We start from the raw sequence: 19,426 nt of genomic DNA on the forward strand, positions 1-19,426 counted from the left end.
CGTTTCGGTCCACTGTGGATGGACTGGGCGAGGTACGTTCCACCCGGGACCGGCAAGTGGCGGCCCCGGGGGGCGTTCAGTCCTCCAGCTGACCTTCCAGCTCCAGGTACACCGACCGCAGATCGTCGAGGACCTGCTCGTCCGGTTCGGCCCACAGGCCGCGATCGGCGGCTTCCAGCAGCCGCTCCGTCATGCCTCGCAGCGCCCACGGGTTGGAGTTGCGCAGGAACTGCTGCACCTGCTCGTCGAAGACGTAGGACTCCGCCAGCTTCGCGTACATCCAGTCGTCGACGACCCCGGCGGTGGCGTCGAACCCGAACAGGTAGTCCACCGTGGCCGCGAGCTCGAAGGCGCCCTTGTACCCGTGCCGCTGCATCGCCGAGATCCACTTCGGGTTGATCACCCGAGCCCGGAAGACCCGCTTGGTCTCCTCGCCCAGCGTGCGGGTCTTGACCGCGTGCGGCACCGCCGAGTCACCCACGTAGGCGGCCGGGCTCCGCCCGGACAGCGAGCGCACCATCGCGACCATGCCGCCGTGGTACTGGAAGTAGTCGTCGGAGTCGGCGATGTCGTGCTCGCGGGTGTCGACGTTCTTGGCCGCCACCTGGATGCGCTTGAACGCCGTCTCCATGTCGCCGCGCGCCTCGCGGCCGTCGAGACCCCGGCCGTAGGCGTAGCCGCCCCAGGTCGCGTAGACCTCGGCGAGGTCGGCGTCGCTGCGCCAGTTGCGGGCGTCGATCAGCGGCAGCAGCCCGGCCCCGTAGGCGCCCGGCTTGGAACCGAAGATGCGGGTCGAGGCCCGGCGGTCGTCGCCGTGCTCGTCGACGTCGGCGCGGTAGTGGGCGGCGACGTAGTTGTCCTCGTCGGTCTCGTCGAGCTTGGCCACGGTCTGCACCGCGTCGTCGATCAGCGAGACGACGTGCGGGAACGCGTCGCGGAAGAACCCGGAGATGCGCACCACGACGTCGATGCGCGGCCTGCCCAGCTCGGCGACCGGCACCACCTCGAAGCCGGTGACCCGCCGCGAGGCGTCGTCCCACTTCGGGCGGCAGCCCAGCAGCCAGAGGATCTCGGCGATGTCGTCGCCCTGCGTCCGCATCGCCGAGGTGCCCCACACCGTCAGGCCCACCGAGCGCGGGTTCTCACCGGTGTCGGCGACGTGCCGGGTGATCAGCGAATCGGCGAGCGCGGAACCGACGTCGAAGGCGTTGCGCGACGGGATGGCCTTGGGATCCACCGAGTAGAAGTTGCGGCCGGTGGGCAGCACCGAGATCAACCCGCGGGTCGGCGAGCCGGACGGTCCGGCGGGCACGAAACCACCGTTGAGCGCGTGCAGCACGTGCTCGACCTCGTCGGTGGTGCGGGCCAGGCGCGGCACCAGCTCGACGCAGGCGAACCGCAGCACCCGCACGACGTCGGCGACGCCGGTGCCGATCACGTCGGTGACGACCTGCTCGGCGCGCTCGGAGTCCCAGTCGGTGTCGGCCAGCGCCTGGATCAGCTTGCGCGCCAACGATTCCACCAGGTCCACCGCGTCCGACGCCGAAGCCGACGGGCCCTCGACGAGCTCGGTCAGCGCGGCCGGGACGTCCGCGCGGGCGCCGGGCTCGGCCAGCAGCGCCTGCTCGTCGAGTCCGAAGTGGTCCGACAGCGCGGAGCGCAGGCCGGGCAGCGCGCCGACCTTGCCGCCGAAGACCTGCTTGGCGCGCAGGATCGCCAGCACGTCGTTGACCAGCTCCTCGTCGCGCGGCGCGCGGCCGAGGATGTGCAGGCCGTCGCGGATCTGCACGTCCTTGATCTCGCACAGGTAGCCGTCGATGTGCATCACGAAGTCGTCGAAGGACTCCGCGTCCGGCTGGCCCTCCTGGTGCAGGTCGTGGTGCAGCTCGGCCTGGGTGACCAGCTCCCAGATCTGGTTGCGCAGCGCCGGCTTCTTCTCCGGGTCCAGGTCGGTGACCAGCGCGTACTCGTCGAGCAGCTGCTCCAGCTTGGCGATGTCGCCGTAGGCGTCGGCGCGGGCCATCGGCGGGATCATGTGGTCCACCACGGTCGCGTGGCCGCGTCGCTTGGCCTGGGTGCCCTCGCCCGGGTCGTTGACGATGAACGGGTACACGAACGGCATGTCGCCCAGCACCGCGTCCGGCGCGCAGTCCGCCGCCAGGCCCAGGCCCTTGCCCGGCAGCCACTCCAGCGTGCCGTGCTTGCCCAGGTGGATCACCGCGTGCGCGCCGAACTCCTCGGCCAGCCAGCGGTAGGCCGCCAGGTACTGGTGCGAGGGCGGCAGGTCCGGGTCGTGGTAGATCGCGATCGGGTTCTCGCCGAAACCGCGCGGCGGCTGGATCAGGATCACCACGTTGCCGAAGCGCAGCGCGGCGACGTAGAGGCAGCCCTCCTCGTCGACGTAGAGGCTGCCGGGCGGGGCTCCCCAGTGCTCGGTCATCGACGCCCGCAGCTCTTCGGGCAGCGCGTCGAACCACTCGCGGTAGCGGGTCGTCGGGACGCGGATCGCGGCCTCGGACATCTGCTCCTCGGTCAGCCACTCCACGTCGTGGCCACCTGCGGAGATCAGCCGGTGGATCAGGGTGTCGCCGTCCAGGCCGGTGACGTCCAGGCCGCCGAGGTCGTAGCCGGCGTCCTCCAGCGCGCTCAGCAGCACGACCGCCGAGGCGGGGGTGTCCAGGCCCACGGCGTTGCCGACCCGGGAGTGCTTGGTCGGGTAGGAGGAGAGCACCACGCCGAGGCGCTTGGCGGAGTTGTCCACGTGCCGCAGCCGCGCCAGCGACACGGCGGTGGAGGCCACGCGGGCCGCGCGCTCGGGGTCGGCGACGTAGACCGGGATGCCCTCCGGGCCCTCCTCCTTGAAGGAGAACGGCACGCTGATCAACCGGCCGTCGAACTCCGGCACGGCGACCTGCATCGCGGCGTCCATCGGCGACAGCGCCGCGTCGCTGTCGGACCACACCGCGCGGCTGGTGGTCAGGCACAGGCCCTGCAGCACGGGGATGTCGAGCTCGGCCAGCGCACCGGCGTCCCAGGAGTCCTCGTCCCCTCCCGCACTGGCGTCGGCGGCGACCGCACCACCCGCGGCGAGCACGGTGGCGATCAGCGCGTCGCACCCGCCCAGCAGTGCGCGCAGACCGGCGGCGTCGGACAGGCCGCGCAGCGAGCCGCAGAACACCGGCACCACGTTGGCCCCGGCGGATTCGACCTGGTCGGCGAGGGTGTCGACGAACGCGGTGTTGCCCGCCAGCGCGTGCGCCCGGTAGAAGACGACGCCGATCGTCGGGCGCGACGGGTCGTGCTCGCGCTCGCCGTGCAGGCCGAACTCCGGCATCGACTGCGGTTCGGTGAACCCGGTGCCGGTCAGCAGCACGGTGTCGGACAGGAAGTGGGCGAGCTGGGCGAGGTTCTCCGGGCCGCCTTCGACCAGATAGGCCAGGGCCTGGGTGGACACACCGGCGGGCACCGTGGACAGCGTCATGAGCTCGGCGTCGGGGGTGGCCTCGCCACCCAGCGCCACGGTCGGCAGGCCCGACGCCAGCACCGCGTCCAGGCCCTCCTCCCAGGCGCGGCGGCCGCCCAGCAGCCGGACCACGACGACGTCAACGCCGTCGAGCAGCGCCGGAACGTCCTCGGCGGCCACGCGGGAGGGGTTGGCGACGCGGTAGTCGGCCTCGGCGGCACGGGCGGCCAGCAGGTCGGTGTCCGCAGTGGACAGCAGCAGAACTCGGGCGTCGCGGGCAGGCTCGCTCACGGTGATCCTCTCTCGGGGTGCGCGCCCCGGCGGGGGTCACGGCGGCAGGAGTTCCTGGCTCCCGGATCGTCGCGGTGTCCCGCCTTCCAGCCCTGCGCAGGCCGTGGCCGTCGGGGACCGCTCCCCGGTCACAGTGGCGCGACCGCCCCGGCCTCACACCGGGTTCCTCCACGTCACCGCCGTACTGGCGCAGCCATCCTATCGACCCCGCGATCACCCACCACCCCACCAACGATTTCGCGAGAAAGATCTCCTTCCCCTCGGTCGTCAGGCAAGCACCGAAGGTGCTTTCTCCTTGCCCCCCAGAGCAGCCGGCACCGCCGGGAGTTCTGAGCGGTGCTGTGGCGAGCACGCCGCGACGCCGTGGAATACATCAGGAGTGGCGCGCGGAGTCCACAGCGCCGATCAGGTTCCCCCACCCGCACCGCTGAGCATGATGAGTTGATCCGACCCCTCAGTAACCCGCGTGCACATCCACCAGGCCGAGGAGTGGTTGTCCTGCGATGTGGCGGCGGACGTTCTCCTCGACCCTGCGCGCCAGGGCCGGCATCTGCAGCGACGGCGGGTTGGCGGTGTGCGGGGAGATCAGAGCGCGGGGGTGGGTGAACAGCGGGTGCCCGTCGGGCAGCGGTTCCGGATCGGTGACGTCGAGGGCGGCACCGCCGATCCGGCCGGCGTCCAGGGCCTCGACCAGCGCTTCGGTGTCGACCAGCGAGCCGCGCGCGATGTTGATCAGCCACGCGTCGGACTTCATCGCCCGCAACGCGGCGGCATCGATGAGCTTCGAGGTCGCCGAGGTCGCCGGAGCAGCCACCACCACGAAGTCCGACTCCGCGAGCAGCTCGCGCATCCCGTCGGCGTCCTCGGACGGCCAGGTCCGCTCGGCGCCCAGCACGGGCTTGCCGGAGCGGTTCACCGCCAGCACCCGGACGCCGAAGGGACGCAGCATCTCGATCAGCGCCTTGCCGATCCCACCAGCGCCGATGATGCCGACGGTCGAGCCGGCGAGGCTGCGCATGCCCTCGGGGCGCTGCCACGTGGTGGCCCGAGCCATCGCGGCCAGCTGCCGCGCACCGGCGAGCATCAGGCCGAGGGTGTGCTCGGCGACGGTCTGGGCGAAGGTGCCCGCGGCCGAGGTGAAGGTCAGGTCCTCGCGCAGCACGCCGGAGGCCACCCAGGACTCGATGCCTGCCGAGGGCAGCTGCACCCATTCCAGGTCCGGGCGGTCGTAGGAGCCGAACCAGCTCGGCTCCCCGCCGAACCAGACCAGCGCGTTCGCCTCCTCCGCCGAGCTCAGCTCGGCACCGGCCGCCACCACGGCGGCTTCCAGCTCGGGCTGGGCGACCGGACCAACGTGGACCTTCACGACTCTTCCTCTCTCACGAACTGCGAACTCGTTCCCGGGGAACGTCAGCCCTCGACGAGCTGTGCCAGCGCGGGCAGCTGGGCCTCGTCCTCCAGCGCCGAACCGACCGCGACCACGTCGGCTCCGGCCCGCAAGAACTCCGGCGCGTTGCGGGCGTTCATCCCGCCGGTGGCCACCACGCGCAGCGCGGGGAAGGGACCCTTCATCGCGCGGAACCAGCTGCTGCCCAGTTCAGCGGCGGGGAAGGCCTTCACCCACGACAGCCCGAGGCGCAGCGCCTGCTGGACCTCGCTGGGCGTGGCGACACCGGGCACGTGCGGCAGGTCGAGTTCGGCGCTCAGCCGCACGATCCCGGCGTCCAGGCCGGGTGCGATGGTGAAGGCCGCGCCCAGGTCGCGGGCGGTGCGCAGCTGTTCGGGGCTGATGATCGTGCCCGCACCGACCGGGCGGCCGCGTTCGGCTCCGGCGCGCACGGCCGCCGCCAGGGAGGGCTCGGCCTTCGGCGTCTCGATCGGAACCTCGACGGCGTCGATGCCCAGGTCCCAGGCTCGTTCGGCCAGCTCCGCGGTCCGCTGCGGATCCATGCCGCGCAGGATCGCCATCACCGGCTTGGCGAACAACTCCTCCAGGAAGGGCACTTCTCACTCGCTCCCGTCGAATCGCAGTGCGCCCCACCGCTCCTCGTCGAGCGCCAGCCAGCGCGCGAGCGACTCGGCGTCGGGCGGTGCGGTGTGGTCCTCGGTGCTGCGCAGGCTGTGCGCGGCCAGCAGGTGCCCGCGGCGCAAGCAGCGCTCGTCGTCCTCGCCGCGCAGCACGCCGGAGAGGAACCCGGCCGCGAAGGCGTCACCGGCGCCGACCGGCTCGACGACCTCGACGGTCGGGGCGGGCACGACGGTGCGGCGCTCGCCGAGCGCGTAGGCGGCCTCGGCGCCGTCCTTGACCACGACGGTGACCGGCGAGTCGAGCAGTTCCCGCACGTCATCGGCGGTTCTCACACCCCACAGGGTGGCGGCTTCGTCGAGGCCGACGAACACGACGTCGGCGAGCTGGGCGAGCTCGGCGAGCACAGGGGCGGCCTGCCGGGCCGACCACAGCGCCGGCCGGTGGTTGACGTCGAAGGAGAGGGGGGCGCGGCGGGGGCGGGTCAGCAGCCGCCGGATCAGCCGGTCGCAGCCCTCCGACAGAGCCGGGGTGATGCCGCTGATGTGCAGGACGCGGGCGTCGTCGATGACGTCGTCGGCGAGGAAGTCGTGGTCCATCGTCGAGGCGGCCGAGCCCGCGCGGTAGTAGTGGACTCGGGTGCCGTCCGGCCCGGGGTCCTTGAAGTAGACGCCGGTCGGTGCCTCGGAACGCATCTCGACCAGGCCGGTGTCGACGCCCGCTGCGGCGAGGGAGGCGGCGACGCGCCGTCCGAGCGGATCGTCGCCGAGGCGGCTGGCCCACCGCACGTGGTGCCCGAGGGAGGCCAGGTGAACGGCCACGTTCGACTCGGCGCCACCGGCGGAGAGCGTGAACGCGGGAGCCTCCTCGAGGGGAACCGGAGCGGCCGGCGCGACCAGCGACATGGTCTCGCCCAGGCACAACACCTCGGTCTCGTTGCCCGCCTGCGCCACGTTGCCTCCTGCCATCACCGGGACGGGCGACAGCTTAGCCAGAGACCGCTGCAAAATGCACACTCGCCATTGCACGCAACGCAACAAAGCCGATAGAACCGGCGAGCCGCACCGCCGTGGGTTCTCCTAGGCTGTGCCCGGTGATCGACGACGATCACCCCATAGCCACCAGGAAAAGGAGGATGCTCGCATGAGTCTGGAGCGCCCGATCGATCCTGATCCGTACTCGTTCCTGCCTTCGGTCCCCGCGTTCACCGTCACCTCCACCGATGTGGCCGACGGCCGGGCGATGCCGAAGGCCCATGCCTACGACGGCATGGGCGCGGACGGGCAGAACCTGTCGCCGCAGCTGAGCTGGTCGGGTTTCCCGGAGACCGCCAAGAGCTTCGTGGTCACCTGCTTCGACCCGGACGCACCGATCCCCGGCGGGTTCTGGCACTGGGTCCTCGTCGACGTGCCCGCCGACGTCACCGAACTGGCCGCCGACGCGGGCAACCGCAGCGGCCAGAACATCCCGGCGGGTTCGTTCCACGTCGCCAACGACATGGGCGAGCGCGCCTTCGGCGGTGCCGCTCCGCCGCCCGGCGACCGGCCGCACCGCTACTACTTCGTGGTGCACGCGGTGGACACCGAGAAGCTCGGCGTGGACGAGGACGCCTCGCCGGCGGTGGTCAGCTTCAACCTGGCCTTCCACACCGTCGGCCGAGCCGTCATGACCCCCACCTACCAGCACTGATCCCGCTCTTCGTCGCGCCCGCCCGGATCGCTCCGGGCGGGCGCGACGTCGTCATCACCCGAAGGAGATGTATCTGTTCGGGGGGTTCGCGCCTCTTTCTTCATGAGGGAGGTGCGAGAGATGAGTCTGCTGCCGGGTTCCACCGCCGCGGTGATCGCGACCGGGGTCGCCGCGCTGCTGCTGCCGTCGTTCGTCGCTGGTCACTACCGCCGGCACGGCGAGCTGCGCGCGGGCACGGCCGTGCTGCGCTTCGCGACGCTGCTCTACGCCATCGCGCTGGGTTGCTACGTCCTGCCGCCGACCGGCACCTCGTGCTTCCCCGCGCAGCTGCGCCCGCTGTCCGCGCTGACCAGCGCCGTGGGGGTCGAGCAGTTCGCCTGCAACGTCGCGCTGTTCGTCCCGCTGGGCGCGCTGCTGCGGCGCGCCCCACCGGCGGCGGCGCTGGCCGGCGCGGCCCTGTCGGCGTTGGTCGAGGTCACCCAGCTGACCGGGCTGTGGTTCCGGTACCCGTGCCCCTACCGGGTGTTCGACGTCGATGACGTCATCGCCAACACCACCGGGGCCGCGCTCGGGAGCCTGCTGGTCCCGCTGCTGAACCGGATTCCGGCGGGCAGCGGGCGCCGGGCCGCGGAGCCACGTCCGTTGACCACCGGCCGTCGGCTGCTGGGGATGTGCTGCGACGGCCTGCTGCTGTGGTGGCTGGGCGTCGCCTGCGTCCACCTGACGGGCTTCGTCCTGCGCTGGGCGGGACTCCCGCCCTCGACGGCGTTGCAGGTGGGCGCCGCGTGGCTCGTCCCGGCGCTGCTGATGCTGGTGGCCGCCCTGAGCTGGGACGGCACGCCCGGCCAGCGGCTGGTCCTGCTGCGGGCGCGCTCCCCCGGCGGGCGAACCGCCGTGCTGCGCTGGACGCTGGGCACCGGGGGTCTCGCACTGCTCCAGGCCGCCTGCGAACTGGCGAGGGGGGCGCCGAGCGCGGTGCTCGGCCTGCTGTGGTGCGCCGCGCACGCGATCGGTGTGATCTGGGACCGAGATCGGCGTGGAATCACCGGGTGGCTCGCCGGGTTGGAACTGACCGACGTCCGCGGACCCGCAACGGCCCGCACCAAGTGAGGCAGGATGGAACCGTGCGGCATTTCGATCTAGTCATCATCGGCTCCGGCTCCGGCAACTCGATCATCGACGACCGGTTCGCCGACTGGAACGTGGCCATCGTCGAGAAGGGCGTCGGCCCCAACGACGCCTACGGCGGCACCTGCCTCAACGTCGGCTGCATCCCGACGAAGATGTTCGTGCACACCGCCGACGTCGCGGGTGCCCCCGAGGCCGGCGCCGGGCTCGGTGTCGACCTCGAACGCCACGGCGTGCGCTGGCCGGAGGTCCGGGACCGCATCTTCGGCCGCATCGACCCGATCTCCGAAGGCGGCCGCCGCTACCGGGCCGAGGGCTCGCCCAACGTCACCCTGCTGACCGGCGAGGCCGCGTTCACCGGCGTCAAGCAGCTGACCGTCCAGACCGCGGACGGCCCCCAGACGATCACCGCCGACCGCTTCGTGGTCGCCGCCGGTGGCCGCCCGGTCATCCCCGAGATCCCCGGCCTGGACCAGGTCGAGGTGCACACCAGCGACACCGTGATGCGCCTGGACGAGCTCCCTCGCCGGATGATCATCATGGGCACCGGTTTCATCGGCGCCGAGTTCGCCCACGTCTTCAGCTCGCTGGGCGTCGAGGTCACCATGATCGGCCGCTCGGGCAAGGTGCTGCGCGCCGAGGACACCGACGTGGCCGCCCGGTTCACCGAGATCGCCGCCCGGCGCTGGGACCTGCGGCTCAACCGCAAGATCGTCTCCGCCGAGAAGACCGGCGATGCGATCCGGCTGAACCTCGAGGGCCTGGACGGCGCGGAGTCCGTCGAGGCCGAGAAGCTGCTGGTCGCGGTGGGGCGCACCCCCAACGCCGACCTGATCGACGCGGCGACCGGCGGGCTGGAGCTCACCGACGAGGGCAAGATCGCGGTCGACGACACCCAGCGCGCCTCGGTCGAGGGCGTGTGGGCGCTCGGCGACATCAGCTCGGCCCACGAGCTCAAGCACGTCGCCAACCACGAGACCCGCGTCGTGCGGCACAACATCCTGCACCCCGAGACACCGATCTCCTCCGACCACCGCTTCGTGCCGCACGCGGTGTTCTCCGGTCCGCAGATCGCCGCAGTCGGCCTCACCGAGCAGCAGGCCCAGCAGCGGGGCGTCGAGTACGTCACCTCCACCCAGGACTACGCGGGCATCGCCTACGGCTGGGCGATGGAGGACACCACCGGTTTCGCCAAGCTGCTGGCCGACCCGAACACGGGGCTGCTGCTCGGCGCGCACATCATCGGCCCGCAGGCGCCGACGCTGCTGCAGCCGATCATCCAGGCCATGCACTTCGGCCTGGACGCGCGCAGCATGGCTCGCGGCCAGTACTGGATCCACCCCGCGATGCCGGAACTGCTGGAGAACGCGCTGCTCAACCTGCCGCTCAACTGATCCGGCGCACGTCCAACGGCGTTTCGACCGCGGTCCCGTCCGGGCCGCGGTCGACGCGATAGGCCCCGGCGCGGCGCCGTTCCGCGAGCGCCTCGACGAGTTCGGTTCCCCGGTAGAGCAGCCCGGCGCCGTCGTCGGTGGCGTACCCCGGAGGCAGCGTCCCGTCGGCGATCAGGCGCTGGAAGAGCGGACGCCGTCGGGGTTCGCTGTCGTAGTGCACGCCGTTGGAGTGCGGCAGCAGGCCGAGGCCGTTGGTGACGGGCCGCAGCTCGGGCCCGAACGAGTCGGTGGTGCCGCCCGAGTGCCAGCAGATCGACCCGGCCGATACACCGGTGAGCACGACCCCCGCCTGCCACGCCTCGCGGAAGATCTCGTCGAGGCCGTGCAGCCGCCACATCGCCAGCAACCCGGCGACGCTGCCTCCCCACACCCACACGACGTCCCTGCTGAGCAGGTGCTCGCGCACGTCGTCGATGTTCGGCATGGGGAACAGCGCCAGGTGGCTGGGCTGCCAGCCCTCGGCGACGGCGTTGGCGTAGAAGGTGCCGATCAGCCCGGAGTCGTCGCCGACGGCGGTGGCCAGGAGGCACACGCGCGGCGCGCGGCCGGTGGCCCCGGCGAGGTCGACGGCATGCCGGGTCAGCGCTCCGATCCCCCACGGCAGGCGGTCGGATGCGCTGATCCCGCCACTGGTGGCGAGGATCGTCGGAGCGTCAGCGGGCATGCCCGGAGGCTATCCAGCACGCGCCCGGGAGACCCGCGGTTGCGCTCACGCGCCGACGGATGTCCCCGGATCGGCCCAGTAGTCGGTGCCCATGTCGAAGGTGCCGTCGGCCGCGGGCGCGGCCCAGGACGCCGCGACCACTCCGGCGGCGAAGCCTCCACGCCGCTGCGCGGGGACCGGGGTCGGTTCGAGCGATACCGCCGGGGCACCGAAGCGGGTGATCACGATGTGCTCGCCTGCTTCGGCGCGGTCGAGCAGCTCGGTCAGCCGCTCGCGGGCTTCGTCCACGGAAAACTCAACAGCCATGCCGACAAGTTACCTGCATCACGCCGCTCGTGAGGCCGAATCGGGTAGTCGATTGGGCAGGTCTACCTACATCCCACCCCGGAGTACGTCCGTTTCGTCCCGCTGTGTCGGGAACCGCGTGGTCAGCTCAGCCCGGCGGTCAAGCGCGGCAGACCCGTCGGCGCGCCGCCGTCGAGGAGCCGGCGCAGCGCGTCGGTGTCGAGGTGCTCGGTCACGAGATCGCCGAGCAGGTCCAGCTGCGCGTCGCGGATGTCGGCGAACACGGTGTCCTCGGCGGCGAGGAAACCGTCCCGGCCGGCCAGACCGGCGGCCCAGCCGAGGAATTCGCGCCGGAAGTCGTCGTTCTCGAACAGCCCGTGCCAGTGCGTGCCCAGCACAGACCCCGAAACGCCACCTTCTCCTTCGCCGTCGGGAAGCGTGATCAGCGGTGGCAGGTCACCTCGGCGGACCTCGACGCCGTGGTGGATCTCGTAACCCGCGACGTCCTCGCCGAACGCCTCACCACTCGGCCTGGCCAAAGTCTTCTCCCGGGCGAAGTCGATCTCCAGGTCGAGCAGCCCGAGCCCGTCGACCGCACCGGAGCCGGACTCGACCTCGTCGTGGATGTGCCTGGTCAGCATCTGGAACCCGCCGCAGATCCCGGCCACCGGTAGCCCCGCTAGCGCGTGATCGCGAATCGCCTCGGCGAGGCCGCTCTCCCGCAGCCAGGCCAGGTCGGCCACCGTGGACTTCGAGCCGGGCAGCACCACCAGGTCGGCGTCGGAGAGCCGCGAGGGCTCGGTCACGAACCGCACCGCCACGCCGGGTTCGGCCGCCAGCGCCTCGACGTCGGTGGCGTTGGAGATCCGGGGCAGCCGGGGCACGGCCACCCGCAACCACTGCCCACCTCGCGGCGGCGCGGGCCGGCCTACGACGCCGTCTGCGACGTAGGACAGCGAGTCCTCGGCGTCGAGCCACAAGTCCTCTGCCCACGGGAGCACTCCGTGCACGGACCTGCCGGTCAACTGCCGCAGCTGGTCGAGCCCCGGTCGCAGCAGCTCGGGATCACCCCGGAACTTGTTGATCACGAACCCGGCCACCAGCGCCTGATCGGCGGCGTCCAGCAGCGACAGGGTGCCGAAGAGCTGCGCGAACACCCCTCCCCGGTCGATGTCGCCGACCACGACGACCGGCAGCTTCGCGGCCTGCGCGAGCCCCATGTTGGCGATGTCGCTGGCCCGCAGGTTGATCTCCGCAGGCGATCCCGCGCCCTCGCACACGACGTAGTCGTGATCGCGCCGCAAGTCGTCCAAAGTGGACGCGACGGTGTCGAGCAGTGCCGCCTTGCGCTCGCGGTAGGACAACGCGGTCACCTCACCGGCGACGCGGCCGAGCACCACGACCTGCGACTGCCGGTCGCTGCCGGGCTTGAGCAGCACGGGGTTGAACCGCACGGACGGCTCGACACCGCACGCCGCCGCCTGCACCGCCTGCGCCCGCCCGATCTCACCGCCGTCCGGCGTGACCACCGAGTTGTTCGACATGTTCTGCGCCTTGAACGGCGCCACCCGCGCCCCCGACCGCGCCAACCACCGGCAGATCCCAGCGGTCACCACGCTCTTCCCGGCATCCGATGTCGTCCCAGCGATCAGCAGCGCATTCACACCCCGTTCCTACCCCATGCCCCCGCTGTGGGGACCGACACCCGAAACCCGGACACGGAACGAACCCCCTCAACTACGCTCCCGACTGGCCCGCCCACCGCAACCAACGGATTCCGATGACGACACCTGACGACTGGCTGAGCGACTACAACGCCAAGCTGCAGAAGATCAAAGCCGACACCGACCGCGCACAGGAAGAACTCACGCAGGTCGGCGCATCCGCGAGCTCCCCGGACGGGCAGATCACGGTGCGGGTCAACAGCAGCGGCGTCCTGGAGGACATCCGCTTCGGCAACGGCTTCCAGCACCCGAAACCGGATCAGGTCGCAGCCGCGATCATGACCTGCGTCCGCGAAGCCCAACGCCAGGCCGCAGGCCAGATGGTCGAGGTCATGCAGCAGTTCGTCGGCGACGGCGCGGCCCTGGACTTCGTCAAGAGCAACCTCCCGCACGGCTACAGCGGCGACGGCACCGACGAGGACCAGCCACAAGCCCCCGACCGACCCGTCCCCCCTCCCGACGACGATGACGATTACTCCCGCGGGAGCTTCCTGCGATGAGCGACGGCTTCCGGGCGGACGTCCCGGTCATCAAGCAGCACAGCAACCAGGTCCAAGGCTTCGCAGACCGCGTCAGCACAGCCCACGGCGCAGCCGAAACCACCATGGACACCAACGCCTTCGGCATCTTCGGCCAGTTCATCGCCATGCAGTGCATCGCCCAGGGCGAGATGACCAAGTCCGTCATCGAATCCGGCGCTAAAGCCCTCGGCGAACTGAAGTCAGCCCTCGACGAGACAGCAGCGGAGTACCAGCGCACCGACGAGGAGTGCACCAGCATCATCGAGGGGGTCAAGGTTGAGTTCGGAAAATGACCTCGTCGTCACAGCCGACGAGTCGGAGGCCGACGCGAAGGAAAACAACACGTACAACGTCGCCAGTGGCGGCGGAGGCGTGGAAAACGTTCTCGGCGTGGTCAAAGGAATCCAGAACGGAGACTGGGACTCCGCCGGACTGAGCCTGATGGGCGCTGGCGTTGACGTGGTCGGCCTCGCTGCTGACCCGCTCGCCACTCTCGGGAGCTGGGCCTTTGGCTGGGCCATGGAGTACTTCTCGTTCCTGCGTGAACCGTTCGATGCGCTCATGGGCAACCCCGATGCCATTTCCGGCATGGCCAGCACCTGGGAGAACATCGGCAAGCAGCTGAAAGCAGTGAGCGACGAATACGGAAAGTCCGTACAAGGAACCACAGGGTGGGAAGGCAAAGCTGGCGACGCATACCGGGCACTGGGCGGTGAAACCGCCAAGACCGTAGAAGCACTATCCGCAGCGTGTGACGGGATGAAAGACGCGGTACAAGGTGCGGGCGCAGTCGTCGGCGCAGTACGCGGCATCGTGCGGGACCTGATCGCCAGCGCGGTCGGTGAGATCATCTCAATCGGGCTTCGGTGGGGAGCCGCCGCCGTGTGCACGGCTGGAATCGCCGCAGGTGGCATGGTCGCCGAGATGGTCGCGAAAGCGATCAGCTATGCCAACAAGATCGCCGGCTGGATGGAGAAGCTCGCCGACGTGTTGAAGGGGCTCTCCGGTTTCTTGAACAAGCTCGGCTCGGTCGGCCAATCGCTGAAGGCGAAGGTGGACGACTTCTTCACCGGACTCGCCAACGTTCCGGAAGCGAGCGTCGCGAATACAAGCGCGCAGAAGGCATTCGACTCGAGCACGATCCACCAGATCGGAGAAGGGGCGAAGGGGACCGGAAGCAGCCGGTTCACCGACGCTGTCGCAGGAGCGAAGGCGGGCTTCGGCGAGTACAAGCCATGGGCGCAAGGCGACCTCTTCAAGGCTCCCACCGTGGACATGGGCCATCGAGAAGGTGCTCACAAGTTCGGCTACGAAGTGGTCAAGGAAACCGCGAAGCTGGATGACGGCGAGACCAAAGCCGAACAACAACAGGAGAAGAAGTAGGAGATCGTCGTGTGGAAATCCGACAACCCCATCCTCCGAATCCTGCGCGTGCTCATCGGTTTTGGCATCGTCGCCTTGATCGCGCTTACCGCGCTGACGATCATCTTCACGTTCCCGGAAAAGACCCCGGCAACCAACGCAACTGCGGTCGCGAAATCCTGTGAAGACTACGGTCCGGTCAGCCGCCGAGGGTTCGGACATCATTGGGCCTGCACAACAGAGATCAGGGATGATGAGACCGGCGAGGTTTGGACTGACGTCGTCGACATGAACGTCCTCAGCCCAGAGAGCATCGGAAAGCAGGAAAGGATCACCTGGGGATACAGCGGAGGACGCACCGGAAAGTCGGATAACCGCGTATACCGCTCGCCTGACGGCTACTCGGAAGGGGTGAACCTGACCGTCACGATCCTCATCGGTTTCGCCGCCATCCCCATGATCCTCTGGTACTTCGCAAAGGCCGTCGTCTGGGGTTTCTCGCAGGAAGAGCAGCGCAAGTTCTGGGAGAAGATCAACGGAACTCCTGAGGAGCAGGCCGCGAAGAAGCAAAAAGAAGACGAGGAAAAAGCACGTCGTCAAGCTTCGCGGCAGCGAGATGCTGAAATCAGGGAAGCCCGCCGAAGGGCGAAGGAACAGGGGAAAGCCGACCGCTAGCGCAGAAGGCCTGGTCTGGCCTCTGAAACTGCCCGGGTGATCCGTCGGAGGACGGATTTCCCGGGCAGTGTGATCTGCGGTGAATCCAACTGCTGCTTGTCGAGGATGTGCGCGTGACGCCTGACGAAGCCGTCGTCGACGGGTTGGAACAGCAGAGCCGCAGGGACCGGCTTCGAGCCCCGGTCGTCCTCGACCTTGGGTTGCGGGAGCTGACCACGGATCGCGTTCAGCTCGCTCCACGAGACCAGGTCGGTCTTGCCGTGAATCCGCAACCAAAGACCACGTTCGTCGACGAAGACGCGGTGGATCTGAGCGACCATCCCGATCCCACCGATGACCCCGATCAGCGCAAGCGGCCCTAACAGCACTGTGAAGAACCAACCGACGTAGGGCGCGAAGTCCCGTCCCTTCCGGGTGACGATCTCGTCCGGGAACAGTGCAACGGCCAGGAACAGTCCGGCGAAGGCGAGGAGGAACAGCATCCCGGCCAGGAGTCCCCAGCCCTCCCGATACGAGACCCGCCTGGCCGAATCGCTGGGAGCCCACAGTTCTGTCTGCACGGCATGCACCCTATGAAACGTCCTGAGGCCGTAGGGGCGGTTCCGAGGTGAGCCGCCCCCGCGCAGGTCACAGCTGGGTGAGGATTTCGTTGCCGTCTTCTGTGATGAGGATGGTGTGCTCGAACTGGGCGGTCCAGCTCTTGTCCTTGGTGGTGACCGTCCAGCCGTCTTCCCACATGTCGTACTCGTGGGTGCCGAGGGTGATCATGGGCTCGATGGTGAAGGTCATGCCCGGTTCCAGGACGGTGTCCACCGACGGCTCGTCGTAGTGCAAGATCACCAGTCCGCTGTGGAACGAGCGGCCGATGCCGTGGCCGGTGAAGTCGCGGACGACGCCGTAGCCGAAGCGCTTGGCGTAGGACTCGATGACGCGGCCGATCACGTTGAGCTGGCGGCCCGGCTTGGCGGCCTTGATGCCGCGCATGGTCGCCTCGTGGGTGCGCTCGACCAGCAGCCGGGCTTCCTCGGAGACGTCGCCGGCCAGGAAGGTCGCGTTGGTGTCGCCGTGCACGCCACCGATGTAGCCGGTGACGTCGACGTTGACGATGTCGCCGTCCTCGATGACCGTCGAGTCCGGGATGCCGTGGCAGATCACCTCGTTCAGCGAGGTGCAGCAGGACTTCTGGAAGCCCCGGTAACCCAGCGTCGACGGATACGCACCGTGGTCGAGCAGGAACTCGTGCACCACGGCGTCGACGGAGTCGGTGGTGACGCCCGGCCGGATCGCCTTGCCCGCCTCGGCCAGCGCTTGGGCGGCGAGCTTGCCCGCGAAGCGCATCGCCTCAATGACCTCGGGAGGCTGCACGTCAGGGTCGGTGTTGCGCTGGGGAGCCGGTTTGTCCACGTACTCGGGACGCTCGATGTGCGCTGGGACTTGGCGGCGCGGCGTCGCAACGCCTGGCTTCAACGGGGCTCGAACCGGCATGCCCCCACTTTAACCACGTTGGTCGCCACGACTCCGGGCGGTAACGGCACCACGCGGAACCATCCGCGATGTGGAACGCCACCGCCCGGACTTCGGAAGAGCTCAGGCCGGGGACGCGGTCGCCAGGCCCGCCTCCTTCGCGGCTTCGATGAGCGCCGGGTCGTAGGAGACGTAGGTCACCGGCTCGTTGCGGATGCCGCACGCCGAGGCGAGGTGGATCGCGTCCACGGGCCCGAGGTCGGCGCGCAGCTCGCTGGCGGTGTCGAGCACTTCCTGCTGCACCGGCAGCGTCTCCAGCTTGGACACCACGATGGAGGCAAGGTCCTCGGCGGCCGGGCCCTGCTCGCGGAAGTTGCGCAGCACGTCGACCTTGGACAGCGCGCTGGTCACCCGCGGCTGCTCCCAGCGATCGCGGATCCACTGGCTCAGCGCCTGGCTCTCCGGTTCGGGGGCGATCATCTTGATCAGCGCGGAAGAGTCGAAGTAGATCAAAACCACTCCTGTTCACACCTGGGGCGACGCCGGCGGCCTTCGGGGGAGGCGGTGCCGGCGCGGTTCGTCGGGGGCGCCCACCGGGATCACGGCGGGCCGATGCGCGTCCGGACGGAGCCGGACACCTGGTTCGCCCATCGTCGTGGCAACACAACGTGGCGAGGGGGATCGCACATCGGAGGTGGCCACACCGGTGACGACCCATCGAGCGCAGCAACGAACCGTCACCACTGCGCTCGATGGGCTACAACCTAGCACCCAACTGACCCTAAGTGATCACCCGAACACGTGAAGCGACATCTCCGGTTGATGATCACAGACCGCCGAGGAAGCGCTTGGCCGCGTCCACCGACGGGCCGGACGCCCCCGCATCGGTGATGAGCACCGCGAACGCCACGTCGTCGCGGTAGCCGACGAACCAGCCGTGCGAGTGGGTGCCGTCGCCGAACTGCGCGGTGCCGGTCTTGCCCCGGACCTCGCCCGAACCCGCCAGGCCGCGGGCGGTGCCGCCGGTGACGACCTCGCGCATCATCGAGCGCAGCTGCTCCAACGACGCCGGGGCGATCTTCTCCGGCTGCGAGTCGGCGGTGGTCGGCTGACCGCGCATCAGCGTCGGCGTCGGCATGCCGCCGTTGGCGACGGTCGCCGCCGCCAGCGCCATCCCGAACGGGCTGGCCAGGACCTTGCCCTGGCCGATGCCGTTGGCCGCGTGCTGCGTGACCGTCTCGGCGTTGGAGACCTTCCCGGTGATCGTCGTCGAACCGGGCATGTCGAAGTCGACGCCGATGCCGAACTTCTTGGCCTCCTTCGGCAGCGCGTCGTCGGGCAGGTCCACCGACAGCTGCGCGAAGGTCGTGTTGCAGGAGTGGGCGAACGCGGTGTGCAGCGGCACCCGGCCCAGGTCGAACTCCTTGTCGTTGGGCAAGGTCATGCCGTCGAAGACCTTCTTCGGCGGGCACTCGACCGGGGTGTCGGCGCGCACCTTGCCCGACTCCAGCGCCGCGGCTCCCGTGACGATCTTGAACGTCGAGCCGGGCGGGTACTGCCCGGACAGCGCCATCGGGCCCTGCGCGTCGGCGGGATCGTTCTGCGCGACCGCCAGCACCTCACCGTTGGAGGGCTTCATCGCCACGATCATCGCGGGCTGCGGAACCGGGTCCAGCGCCCGCTCGGCCGCGCGCTGCGTGCGGTCCGACAGCGTCACCGAGGTCGGCGGGACCGGCTTCTCGGCGACGGTGTGCAGCTTGCTGATCTCGTTGCCCTTGGCGTCGGCGACGGCCACCTGCCAACCCGCGTTGGCCTTGGCCTGCTCGTCGACCTTCTTCGACACGCCGGCCAGCACCTGGCCGGCGTAACCGCGCTCGGCGGCCAGCAACCGCACCTGCGCCGGGAACCGCACCCCGGGCAGGTCGTAGATGCTGGAGCGGACCTTGTCGTAGTCGGCCTGCCGCAGGGTGACGACCTGGTACGGCTGGCCGGGCGGGGTCTTGCCGACGCCCTCGACGATCGACTGCTGGGTGATCTCCGGGTCCACCTGGCGCAGCGCGTCGGCGAGCTTGCCCGCCACGCCCGGCACGTCACCGGCCTCCTGACCGTTGAGGCTGACCGTGACCACCGGCTCCGGCCCCATCAGCTGCTTGCCCTCGGAGCCCGTCACGGGTCCGGGCGCGGGCAGCACCTCGCTGTAGGCGAGCGTCTGACCGGCCTTGAGCTTCGGGTGAACCGCCGACGGAGCCCACAGGACCTTCCAGCCCTCGGCCTCCTCGGCGAGCTGCACGGTGTTGGTGTACCGCCACACCTTGCCGTCGCCGAAGTCCCAGGAGAGGTCGTACTTGGCCGCCGCGCCCTGCTCGTTCTCGGTCACCTGGCCCAAGCTCGCGTGCGACGCGGTCGGGGCGAGCGTCTTGCGCACCTGCTCCAGCGTGCGGCGGGCGGCTTCGGGGTTGTTGGTCTGAGCCGCCGCACCCGCCACATCACCTGCGGCGACGGCGTTGACGAATGCGGTGGCCACGTCCTTCTCGGATGGTCCGGTGCTGCACCCGGCAACTGGAATCAGCAGCGTTGCGGCGAGCCCGGCCATGATCCGCGAGGAATGCATGCCCGCGAGTATGCCGAAGTCTTGCAGGACACCGAATCTGGGCTCCGGCACAGGGCGCAGAGCGGACGA

General features: G+C 69.8%; 18 protein-coding genes and 1 riboswitch. Of the genes, 7 read left to right on the plus strand and 11 right to left on the minus strand.

Annotation, left to right across the window (positions count from 1 at the left end; all coding sequences use genetic code 11):
- Positions 1 to 76: 76 nt before the first annotated feature.
- The 4 genes from cobN to E1202_RS18375 form a co-directional block, all read right to left on the minus strand.
- Positions 77 to 3,754, minus strand: a complete 3,678-nt coding sequence (cobN, locus tag E1202_RS18360) for a cobaltochelatase subunit CobN (RefSeq protein WP_132684379.1) — start codon at positions 3,752 to 3,754, stop codon at positions 77 to 79.
- Between the two features lie 49 nt (positions 3,755 to 3,803).
- A riboswitch (cobalamin riboswitch) is annotated at positions 3,804 to 3,922 on the minus strand.
- 286 nt (positions 3,923 to 4,208) lie between these two features.
- Positions 4,209 to 5,120: a D-isomer specific 2-hydroxyacid dehydrogenase family protein gene (locus E1202_RS18365; RefSeq protein ID WP_132684380.1), complete on the minus strand. Its 912-nt coding sequence runs from the start codon at positions 5,118 to 5,120 to the stop codon at positions 4,209 to 4,211.
- A gap of 44 nt (positions 5,121 to 5,164) precedes the next feature.
- A complete protein-coding gene (locus E1202_RS18370; protein ID WP_235878607.1) occupies positions 5,165 to 5,758 on the minus strand; it encodes a bifunctional 4-hydroxy-2-oxoglutarate aldolase/2-dehydro-3-deoxy-phosphogluconate aldolase in 594 nt (197 codons plus the stop codon).
- Between the two features lie 3 nt (positions 5,759 to 5,761).
- On the minus strand, positions 5,762 to 6,748 hold the full coding sequence (locus tag E1202_RS18375) for a sugar kinase (RefSeq protein ID WP_132684381.1): 987 nt from the start codon (positions 6,746 to 6,748) through the stop codon (positions 5,762 to 5,764).
- A gap of 175 nt (positions 6,749 to 6,923) precedes the next feature.
- On the opposite strand from E1202_RS18375, the gene E1202_RS18380 reads away from it, so the two are divergent.
- The 3 genes from E1202_RS18380 (at position 6,924) to E1202_RS18390 (ending at position 9,991) form a co-directional block, all read left to right on the plus strand.
- Complete coding sequence (locus tag E1202_RS18380; RefSeq protein WP_132684382.1) at positions 6,924 to 7,469, plus strand: YbhB/YbcL family Raf kinase inhibitor-like protein; 546 nt, start codon at positions 6,924 to 6,926, stop codon at positions 7,467 to 7,469.
- A gap of 120 nt (positions 7,470 to 7,589) precedes the next feature.
- Positions 7,590 to 8,579 carry a VanZ family protein gene (locus E1202_RS18385; RefSeq protein ID WP_165943903.1) on the plus strand — a complete coding sequence of 330 codons (990 nt, stop codon included), beginning with the start codon at positions 7,590 to 7,592 and terminating at the stop codon, positions 8,577 to 8,579.
- Between the two features lie 14 nt (positions 8,580 to 8,593).
- Complete coding sequence (locus E1202_RS18390) at positions 8,594 to 9,991, plus strand: mycothione reductase (RefSeq protein WP_132684384.1); 1,398 nt, start codon at positions 8,594 to 8,596, stop codon at positions 9,989 to 9,991.
- On the opposite strand, the gene E1202_RS18395 is transcribed toward E1202_RS18390, so the two are convergent.
- From E1202_RS18395 to E1202_RS18405, 3 genes are all read right to left on the minus strand, one after another.
- A complete protein-coding gene (locus E1202_RS18395) occupies positions 9,984 to 10,715 on the minus strand; it encodes a Type 1 glutamine amidotransferase-like domain-containing protein (protein WP_132684385.1) in 732 nt (243 codons plus the stop codon). The genes E1202_RS18390 and E1202_RS18395 overlap by 8 nt on opposite strands.
- A gap of 45 nt (positions 10,716 to 10,760) precedes the next feature.
- The gene (locus E1202_RS18400) at positions 10,761 to 11,021 is read right to left on the minus strand and encodes a type II toxin-antitoxin system Phd/YefM family antitoxin (RefSeq protein ID WP_132684386.1); all 261 of its coding nucleotides are present in this window, start codon (positions 11,019 to 11,021) and stop codon (positions 10,761 to 10,763) included.
- 122 nt (positions 11,022 to 11,143) lie between these two features.
- Positions 11,144 to 12,664 carry a cobyric acid synthase gene (locus tag E1202_RS18405; RefSeq protein WP_132684387.1) on the minus strand — a complete coding sequence of 507 codons (1,521 nt, stop codon included), beginning with the start codon at positions 12,662 to 12,664 and terminating at the stop codon, positions 11,144 to 11,146.
- 116 nt (positions 12,665 to 12,780) lie between these two features.
- Here E1202_RS18405 and E1202_RS18410 point away from each other — a divergent pair, with 116 nt between their 5' ends.
- From E1202_RS18410 to E1202_RS18425, 4 genes are read left to right on the plus strand one after another with little or no spacing between them, the layout of a single operon-like run.
- A complete protein-coding gene (locus E1202_RS18410; protein ID WP_132684388.1) occupies positions 12,781 to 13,224 on the plus strand; it encodes a YbaB/EbfC family nucleoid-associated protein in 444 nt (147 codons plus the stop codon).
- Positions 13,221 to 13,538 carry a type VII secretion target gene (locus E1202_RS18415; RefSeq protein ID WP_132684389.1) on the plus strand — a complete coding sequence of 106 codons (318 nt, stop codon included), beginning with the start codon at positions 13,221 to 13,223 and terminating at the stop codon, positions 13,536 to 13,538. The genes E1202_RS18410 and E1202_RS18415 overlap by 4 nt, the downstream gene beginning before the upstream one ends.
- The gene (locus E1202_RS18420) at positions 13,522 to 14,628 is read left to right on the plus strand and encodes a WXG100 family type VII secretion target (RefSeq protein WP_132684390.1); all 1,107 of its coding nucleotides are present in this window, start codon (positions 13,522 to 13,524) and stop codon (positions 14,626 to 14,628) included. Before E1202_RS18415 ends, E1202_RS18420 begins: the two co-directional genes overlap by 17 nt.
- A gap of 9 nt (positions 14,629 to 14,637) precedes the next feature.
- Positions 14,638 to 15,282 (plus strand): DUF6346 domain-containing protein, encoded by a 645-nt coding sequence (locus E1202_RS18425; protein WP_207918737.1) that lies wholly within the window; start codon positions 14,638 to 14,640, stop codon positions 15,280 to 15,282.
- On the opposite strand, the gene E1202_RS18430 is transcribed toward E1202_RS18425, so the two are convergent.
- The 4 genes from E1202_RS18430 to E1202_RS18445 form a co-directional block, all read right to left on the minus strand.
- Positions 15,279 to 15,851: a hypothetical protein gene (locus E1202_RS18430; RefSeq protein WP_132684391.1), complete on the minus strand. Its 573-nt coding sequence runs from the start codon at positions 15,849 to 15,851 to the stop codon at positions 15,279 to 15,281. The genes E1202_RS18425 and E1202_RS18430 overlap by 4 nt on opposite strands.
- Positions 15,852 to 15,909: 58 nt before the next feature.
- Positions 15,910 to 16,767, minus strand: a complete 858-nt coding sequence (map, locus tag E1202_RS18435) for a type I methionyl aminopeptidase (protein ID WP_132684392.1) — start codon at positions 16,765 to 16,767, stop codon at positions 15,910 to 15,912.
- 102 nt (positions 16,768 to 16,869) lie between these two features.
- Positions 16,870 to 17,259: a type II toxin-antitoxin system VapC family toxin gene (locus E1202_RS18440; RefSeq protein ID WP_132677754.1), complete on the minus strand. Its 390-nt coding sequence runs from the start codon at positions 17,257 to 17,259 to the stop codon at positions 16,870 to 16,872.
- Positions 17,260 to 17,572: 313 nt separating this feature from the next.
- On the minus strand, positions 17,573 to 19,357 hold the full coding sequence (locus E1202_RS18445) for a penicillin-binding transpeptidase domain-containing protein (protein WP_207918739.1): 1,785 nt from the start codon (positions 19,355 to 19,357) through the stop codon (positions 17,573 to 17,575).
- Between the last annotated feature and the right edge of the window lie 69 nt (positions 19,358 to 19,426).

The organism is Saccharopolyspora karakumensis, from assembly GCF_004349225.1.
GTDB classification, from domain to species: Bacteria; Actinomycetota; Actinomycetes; order Mycobacteriales; family Pseudonocardiaceae; genus Saccharopolyspora; species Saccharopolyspora endophytica.